This window comes from Dietzia sp. SYD-A1 (genome assembly GCF_015356725.1).
Classification (GTDB): Bacteria; Actinomycetota; Actinomycetes; order Mycobacteriales; family Mycobacteriaceae; genus Dietzia.
In genome coordinates, this window is sequence record NZ_JADDKI010000382.1 from 1 (window position 1) to 7,826 (window position 7,826).

Here is a 7,826-nt window from a genome sequence, read left to right on the forward strand (position 1 = left end):
CCACGTAGGCGCCCCCTCCGGCGAGCCAGAGCGCCCCGCGCAGGGCCGCGTACGACGGTCGCATCGCCACCTCGAAACCGCCGTAGCCGTAGAGGATGGTCGGTCTGGGCCCGTCGGGCCCGGGGCCCCGCATCACGGTGTACGGCACCGAGGTGCCGTCGTCACTCACAGCCGTGTGACGGGTGACCTCGATGCCGGTGGCGTCGAAACGGTCGGGGGTGGACCCGAGTGTGGTGGTGGTGCCGTCCGCGCGGAGTAACACCAGCGAGGGCGGGACGATCGGACCGGAGACCGCCAGGACGGCGTCGTCGGGGTGGGGGCGCTCGTTCCCGTCATCCTCGTCGTCGCCCCCGACGTCGCCCCGGCCGGACAGGCGGTCGCAGGACAGCACGTCCACCGACACGTGGTCCGGTAGCCCTTCGACCGGACGGGGCTCCCAGGCCCCGTCCGCCGACCCGGGGATCGCGTACGCCTCGAGACGGGACTCGGTGTCGTCGAGGATCGTCAGCAGGATCCGGCCCCGGCCCCAGGTCACGTCCTCGACCGTCGTGGAGGGGGTGGGGGAGAACAGCACGACGGGCTCGGGCAGTCGCGAGGGATCGGCGTCGACGGCGGACCACGGCACCACGAGGACCGAACCGCCGGGGTGGGATCGGCCCGCGGCCTCGAGGTCGGTGCGCGGGCGCAGCAGCAACCAGTCCCCGCAGGAACTCACCCGGCAGTCCTCGGGCACCGGCACCCGGCGGGGCGCCGTGGTGGCGGGATCGACCCCCGGGGACCAGAACCATTCCTCGGAGGAGTGGAAGTCCGGGGCGCGACTGGCCGTGTACCGGCCCGAGGTGAGGTCGTACGAGGCCCCCACCGCCACGTCCTGCGTCCGCCCGGAGAAGATGACCGGGGCGTCGAGCGGGTCGGACCCGCGGTGCCACACCCTCGCCAGGCGCGGGTAGCCGGAGTCGGTGGCGTCCGATCCCTCCGGGTCCAGCGGTGAGGACAGCAGCAGCGTGTCCCGGTCCACCCAGGACACCGAACTCTTGGCCTCCGACAGTCGGAACCCGCCTTCGGACTCGGGGACGAACCGGCGGGTGGTCAGGTCGAACTCGCGGACCTCCACCGCGTCCGCGCCCCCGCGTGAGAGCCGAAGCAGCGCCCTGTCGTCGGCGGGACGCCGGACCACCGCTCCCGAATAGACCCAGTTGACCCCTTCCTCCGCCGCCAGGGTGTCCACGTCCACGAGGGTGTCCCAGGCCGGGTGATCGACGCCCGGAGCGCCACTGACCAGCACGGACCACGGCACCCGTCGCCACAGCCCGCGGGGATGGTCGGCATCCCGCCAGAAGGTGTAGGCGTACCGGCCCCGCAGGACCGGCCACGCGATGCGGTCGGTGGCGTCGAGGATCTCGAGGGCGCGCGCGTAGGCGGCCTCGGCCTCCGGGCCGGAGGCCAGGTCCGCGACGGTGCGGTCGCTACGTACCCGGACCCACTCGAGAGCCTCGGCCGAATCGACGTCCTCGAGGTGCAGGTACGGGTCGGCTGACGCGGGTGAGTTGTCGGGCGATACGGGTGAGGTCATGCCCCGATGATGCCGTGTGCGGCGTGGGGACATCCGTACCGGAGGTAAGAAATACACAGGCTCTTGTTACCGAGCCGTAGCGTCAGTACCATCAACGACATGCAGGGGTCGCCTGACCCGGCCATTCTCGAACCCCTCGGGAATGCACTCGATAAACGGAGATACACAATGGGTTCTCTCAGCCTCGGTTCGGTCACGGACTCCCTCGGCAACGCCACCGGTACCGGAAGCTCCACGCAGACGATCACCGACCAGATCGCCGAGACCATCGGCAACCTCGTCGCCACGGCGCTGAAGTCGGTCCTGGGCAACCTGTCCTGATCGCACCCGACGCGGGTACCGTCGCCGCCCCTCCCCCCGGGAGGAGGCGGCGACGGTCATTTCGGGTGGGGTTCCGCATCGCTCCGGCTCATCCGGGCCGCCCGGAGCGCTACCCTGTGTGGCGTGGCTGACACTCATTACGACCTCATCGTCCTCGGCGCGGGCCCCGGTGGCTACGTCGCCGCAATCCGCGCCTCCCAGCTCGGCCTCAAAGTGGCCGTGATCGAGGAGAAGTACTGGGGCGGGGTATGCCTCAACGTCGGGTGCATCCCCTCCAAGGCGCTTCTCCGCAACGCCGAGCTGGCCAACACGGTGCTGCGTGAGGCCAAGACCTACGGCATCTCCGGTGATGTGTCCTTCGACTTCGGCGCGGCCTACGACCGCAGCCGGAAGGTCTCCGAGGGCATCGTCAAGGGTGTCCACTTCCTCATGAAGAAGAACAAGATCACCGAGATCGACGGCTTCGGCAGCTTCACCGACGACAAGACGATCGAGGTCGACGGCACCGCGTACACCTTCGACAACTGCATCATCGCCACCGGCTCCGTGGTCAAGACGCTCCCCGGAATCGAGTTGAGCGAGAACGTGGTGGACTACGAGGACCAGATCCTCTCCCGCGAGCTCCCGGACTCGGTCGTGATCGTGGGTGCGGGCGCGATCGGCATGGAGTTCGCCTACGTCATGGCCAACTACGGCGTCGAGGTGACGATCGTCGAATACATGGACGGCCTCCTGCCGAACGAGGACGCCGAGGTCTCCAAGGAGATCGCCAAGCACTACAAGAAGCTCGGGGTGAAGGTCCTCACCGGCCACAAGACCACCAAGGTCACCGACAACGGCGACTCGGTCGAGGTCGAGGTCGAGAAGAACGGCGAGGAGGGCAAGACCCAGACGCTGACCGTGGACAAGGTGCTGATGGCCGTGGGATTCGCGCCCCGCGTCGAGGGTTACGGGCTCGAGAACACCGGCGTGGAGCTCACCGACCGCGGCGCCATCGCGATCGACGACCACATGCGGACCAATGTCGAGGGCATCTACGCGCTCGGCGACGTCACGGCCAAGCTGCAGCTGGCCCACGTGGCCGAGGCGCAGGGCGTCGTGGCGGCGGAGACCATGGCCGGCGCGCCGACCCAGACGCTGGGCGACTACCGGATGATGCCCCGCGCCACCTTCTGTCAGCCGCAGGTGGCCTCCTTCGGGCTCACCGAGGCGCAGGCCCGCGACGAGGGGTACGACGTCAAGGTGGGCAAGTTCCCGTTCTCGGCCAACGGCAAGGCCCAGGGCCTCGGCCACGCGGTCGGGTTCGTCAAGATCGTGGCCGACGCGACGCACGGTGAGCTGCTCGGCGGGCACCTCATCGGCCCCGACGTCTCCGAGCTGCTGCCCGAGCTGACGCTGGCCCAGATGTGGGACCTCACCGCCGAGGACGTGGCGCGCAACGTGCACACCCACCCGACGCTGTCGGAGGCCATGAAGGAGGCCATCGAGGGCGTCAGCGGGCACATGATCAACCTGTAGGGCGCCGCCCGGCTCTGTCGGCGACAGGCCGGGGGCCGACGAGAAGAGCGTTCCGCGCACCGCCTCCGGGGCGACGTGCGCGGAACGCTCTCTTCGTATGACCGGGGTGCCGTCGCCGGCTGAGGTGCCGGCGACAGCCTGCTACTCGGCCGTCGCGATCTTGGCCATCTGCGCCTGGTAGATGGCATCCAGCGCGCCGTCCGCGGAGGGCAGGACCGGGTTGGCCGCCGGGTCGTTGCCGCGGGCCGCGTACTCCACGCTCACGGTGGTCTCGCGGGTGTAGCCGTGGATCGCGATGGCCCGGCTCAGCGAACGGGTGCCGTCGGGCCGGGTGGTGATGAAGTCGCTGGTCACCCGAAAGCCCTCGACGCCCTCGAGGGCTGGGGCGTCGTCCACGGTCATGACGAGCTCGACGTCCGGGTTGGTGGTGCTCCGCGAGGAGGTGCAGGCCTCGTACAGCGAGCGGTCCATGAAGTCGTCGAGCTTCTCGCCCACCATGCCGATCCCGAAACGGTGCTCGGTCTCGTCCTCCTCCGACTGCTTGTACCGCACCGCCGCGGTCAGGCCGTCGGTGGTCGCGAAGTTCGAGACCGTCTCCAGTCGGGAGACCCTGTCGCACGCCGGGTCCTCCATGAGCTGCTTGCCCTGGTCGGCGACGAGCTTGTCGACCGCCTCCTGGAGGAGAGCCGGCTCGATCACCTGCACCACACCGCCACCGGGGGCCTCGCCCTCGCCCAGGACCAGCTGGTCGAGAGGTGCCTGGGGCGCGGACTCGTTGACGGTCGTCGTGGTCTGGGCGTCGCCCGAGGCGTCGCCGTTCCCTTCGTCGTCGGACGTGCAGGCCGTCAGTGCGGCCGCGGTGACCAGTGCGAGGCCGGCGATCGCGACACGGCGGGGATTGCGGGTGCGAAGTCGCATCTCTCTCCTTCTAGTACAGAGTCATCGACCATAGTGCCACCGGGTACCCGACAACGGTGCATTGTCGCCCGCGTGGAGGCATGGTGATCCGCCCTCCACCCCCGCGCCTCAGTGAGATGGGCCGCACGGGGGGAGGTGATGGGCTCGGTCCCCGGGCCGGGTGTCTACCCTTGATGCGTCACCGGTTGAGCCCGATCGGCCCACCGACCCGGAAGCAGGATTCGACATGGACCATGACGGCATCGATGCTGTGCTCTTCGACCTCGACGGGGTCATCACCCCGACCGCCGAGAAGCACATGCAGGCGTGGAAGCGGATGTTCACCGCCTACTTCGCCGACCGCGGGATCGCCCCGTACTCGGACTCCGACTACTTCCACTACATCGACGGCAAACCCCGCGTGGAGGGTATCGCGTCGATGCTCGCCGCCCGCGGCATCACCCTCCCCGAGGGCGACGACGAGGACTCGCCCGACGCGGACACGATCAACGGCCTGGGTCAGCGCAAGAACATCGTCTTCCGCGAGCTGCTCGACGAGGGGATCGAGCCCTACCCGGGGTCGGTCGCCTACCTCGACGCCCTCGACGCCGCCGGGATCGCCTCCTGCGTGGTCTCCAGTTCCAAGAACGCACGCCCCGTGCTCGAGGCGGCCGGATTGCTGGACCGTTTCGAGGTCATCGTCGACGGCCTGCTGGCCCAGGCGGATCGGATCCCCGGCAAGCCCCGCCCGGACACCTACCTTCGGGCCGCAGAACTGCTGGGCGTGCCCGCGGGCCGCTGCGCGGTGATCGAGGACGCCGTCTCGGGCGTGCAGGCCGGCGCCGCCGGCGGGTTCGCGCGCGTCGTCGGTGTGGATCGCGGTGCGGGGCGTGAGGTACTGCTCCGAGAGGGTGCGGACATCGTCGTCGACGACCTGGCGGACCTCATCCCCGGGCTGACGGAGGCACGGTCATGACACCCGTCCCCCCCGGACGCGGCCCGGTCCACGACACGATCGGGCAGTCCGTCCCCGGCAACATCCGGACGACCTACGGCGTCAACCTCCGCAGTCACCTGGAGGTGCCGGAGATCAACCGCTCCACACACCCCGCGGACCCGTGGCGCTGGGTGGAGACCAACCCCAAAGCCACTGCGCTGGGCGTCTCCGAGACGCAGTTCGCCGTGGCCAACGGGTATCTGGGCATGCGCGGCAACCCGGAGGAGGGCCGCGACTCCCACACCCACGGCACCTACGTCAACGGATTCCACGAGACCTGGCACATCCAGCACGCCGAGGACGCCTTCGGGTTGGCGCGCGAGGGCCAGACCATGGTGGAGGCCCCCGACACCAAGACCATCCGCGTCTACGTGGACGACGAGCCACTGCGCGTGAGCGAGGCCGACCTCGAGCACTACGAACGCAGTATCGACTTCCGCGACGGGATCCTGCGCCGCGAGCTGACCTGGCGCACCCCGGCCGGCAAGAAGGTGGTCATCCGCACCACTCGCATGGTCTCGATGGTGGAGAAGCACCTCGCGGTGATGACCTACGAGATCGAGCTCCCCGAGGAGCCGGCGCCGGTCGTGATCTCCTCGCAGGTCCTCAACCGGCAGGACGGCGAGGACGAGTACCACTCCGCCGAGACCGTGCCCGAGGGGTTCGATCCGCGCCGGTCGGACGGCTTCGACCACCGGGTGCTCGAGCCCGTGGTCTCCGCCGGCCAGCGCGGGTACCAGGTGCACGGGTACCGCTGCGCCAACTCCGGGATGTCGATCGCCGTGGCCGTGGACCACGAGGTCGAGACCGAAGACGAGATCGCGATGAGCGTGGAGAGCGATGACGACGCGTCCAAGGTCGTCTACCACGCCCACGTCACGCCCGGCCGCGTCCTGAGGCTGACCAAACTGGCCGCCTACCACACCTCCGAGAAGGTCCCTGCCGGTGAGCTCGCCGACCGGTGCGCGCGAACCCTGTCCCGGGCGCGCGACCGCGGAGTGGAGGACCTGCAGCGCACGCAGCGCGACTGGTACGACCACTTCTGGCACCGCGGGGACGTGGAGGTCGACGGCCCGCCCGAGACCCAGCAGGCCATCCGATTCAACCTGTTCCAGCTGGCCCAGGCCTCCGCGCGCGCCGAGACCTACGGGATCGCCGCGAAGGGCGTGACCGGGAGCGGCTACTCGGGTCACTACTTCTGGGACACCGAGACCTACGTCCTGCCGTTCCTCACCTACACGATGCCGCGCTTCGCCCGGAACGCCCTGCGCTTCCGTTACTCGATGCTCGACAAGGCCCGCGCCCGCGCCCGCTTCCTGTCCGTGAACGGCGCGCTCTATCCGTGGCGGACGATCAACGGCGAGGAGGCCTCCGCCTACTACGAGGCCGGCACCGCGCAGTACCACATCAACGCCGACATCGCGCACGCGATGGTCAAGTACCTGTGGGCCACCGGTGACGAGGAGTTCATGATCCGCGAGGGTGTGGACGTGTTGGTCGAGACCGCCCGGATGTGGGTCTCCCTCGGGTTCTTCGCCGAAGACGGGTGTTTCAACATCCACGGCGTCACCGGGCCCGACGAGTACACCACCGTGGTGGACAACAACCTGTTCACCAACGCCATGGCGCGGTTCAACCTGGCGGCGGCGGCGGTCGCCTGCAAGCGCATCGCCGAACTGGGTGACGGCCGGTGGGCGGCGATCTGCCGGCGGCTGAGGATCGACGACGGCGAGATCGCGGAATGGCGGCGTGCCGCCGAGAACATGGTGATCACTTACGACGAGACCCTCGGCGTGCACCCGCAGGACCAGGACTTCCTGGCCAAGGAGGTCTGGGACCAGGATCTCGAGCACCCGCGTCGCCCGTTGCTGCTGCACTTCCACCCTCTGGTGATCTACCGGCACCAGGTGCTCAAGCAGGCGGACGTGGTGCTGGCGATGTTCCTGCGGGGCGACGAGTTCACCGAGGAGCAGAAGCGGGCCAACTTCGAGTACTACGATCCGCTCACCACGGGTGACTCCACTCTCTCGGCGGTCGTGCAGTCGATCATCGCCGCCGAGATCGGCTACTGCGACGAGGCCTTCGAGCACTTCTCCAAGGCGCTCGTGGTGGACCTGGCGGACGTGCACGGCAACGCCGCACACGGGATCCACGTGGCCTCGGCGGGTGGGGTGTGGTCGGCGCTCGTGAGCGGGTTCGGCGGGATGCGCGACTACCGCGGCGACATCTCGTTCGACCCCCGGGTGCCGGCCGAATGGGGCGCGTTGACGTTCCGGCTGACCGTGCGCGGAACGCACGTGCGGGTCCGGTGCACCCACACGGAGATCACGATCGTCAACCTCAACGGTGCGGATTTCGACTGCACCGTGCAGGGGCGGGCGGTGACGGTCCCCGCCGGTGAGACGCTCTCGTGGGAGCTGGACGAGCGGGCGCGTGCCTGCCTGACCCGCGCCGAGACCATCGCCGGGGAGCGCTGAGGGCAGCGCCGGGGCGGGGAGGCTGAACCGGGGAGCAGAGGCC

Annotated in this window: 6 protein-coding genes; 4 read left to right on the top strand and 2 right to left on the bottom strand. The window is 69.4% G+C overall.

What is annotated here, in order from left to right:
• A partial coding sequence (locus IY392_RS14110) for a S9 family peptidase (RefSeq protein WP_194861552.1) occupies nucleotides 1-1,573 on the bottom strand: 1,573 nt, incomplete at its 3' end.
• 168 nt (nucleotides 1,574-1,741) lie between these two features.
• Between IY392_RS14110 and IY392_RS14115 the strand changes: the two genes are divergently transcribed.
• Together IY392_RS14115 and lpdA are read left to right on the top strand one after the other, a co-directional pair.
• Complete coding sequence (locus IY392_RS14115; RefSeq protein ID WP_194861553.1) at nucleotides 1,742-1,894, top strand: hypothetical protein; 153 nt, start codon at nucleotides 1,742-1,744, stop codon at nucleotides 1,892-1,894.
• A 123-nt stretch (nucleotides 1,895-2,017) separates the two neighbouring features.
• On the top strand, nucleotides 2,018-3,412 hold the full coding sequence (gene lpdA, locus IY392_RS14120; protein WP_182612060.1) for a dihydrolipoyl dehydrogenase: 1,395 nt from the start codon (nucleotides 2,018-2,020) through the stop codon (nucleotides 3,410-3,412).
• Between the two features lie 141 nt (nucleotides 3,413-3,553).
• Here the strand turns inward: lpdA and IY392_RS14125 are convergent, their stop codons facing one another.
• Nucleotides 3,554-4,330 (bottom strand): hypothetical protein, encoded by a 777-nt coding sequence (locus IY392_RS14125; protein WP_107757381.1) that lies wholly within the window; start codon nucleotides 4,328-4,330, stop codon nucleotides 3,554-3,556.
• A 226-nt stretch (nucleotides 4,331-4,556) separates the two neighbouring features.
• On the opposite strand from IY392_RS14125, the gene IY392_RS14130 reads away from it, so the two are divergent.
• Together IY392_RS14130 and IY392_RS14135 are read left to right on the top strand one after the other, a co-directional pair.
• Nucleotides 4,557-5,285 (top strand): HAD family phosphatase, encoded by a 729-nt coding sequence (locus tag IY392_RS14130; protein ID WP_182612059.1) that lies wholly within the window; start codon nucleotides 4,557-4,559, stop codon nucleotides 5,283-5,285.
• Nucleotides 5,282-7,783 carry a glycoside hydrolase family 65 protein gene (locus tag IY392_RS14135; RefSeq protein ID WP_194861554.1) on the top strand — a complete coding sequence of 834 codons (2,502 nt, stop codon included), beginning with the start codon at nucleotides 5,282-5,284 and terminating at the stop codon, nucleotides 7,781-7,783. The genes IY392_RS14130 and IY392_RS14135 overlap by 4 nt, the downstream gene beginning before the upstream one ends.
• Nucleotides 7,784-7,826: the final 43 nt, after the last annotated feature.

Excerpts from the sequence above, each read along its gene's own strand:
- IY392_RS14130 (WP_182612059.1), top strand. The coding sequence starts at position 4,557 with ATGGACCATGACGGCATCGATGCTGTGCTCTTCGACCTCGACGGGGTC.
- IY392_RS14115 (WP_194861553.1), top strand. The coding sequence starts at position 1,742 with ATGGGTTCTCTCAGCCTCGGTTCGGTCACGGACTCCCTCGGCAACGCC.
- IY392_RS14125 (WP_107757381.1), bottom strand. The coding sequence starts at position 4,330 with ATGCGACTTCGCACCCGCAATCCCCGCCGTGTCGCGATCGCCGGCCTC.
- IY392_RS14135 (WP_194861554.1), top strand. The coding sequence starts at position 5,282 with ATGACACCCGTCCCCCCCGGACGCGGCCCGGTCCACGACACGATCGGG.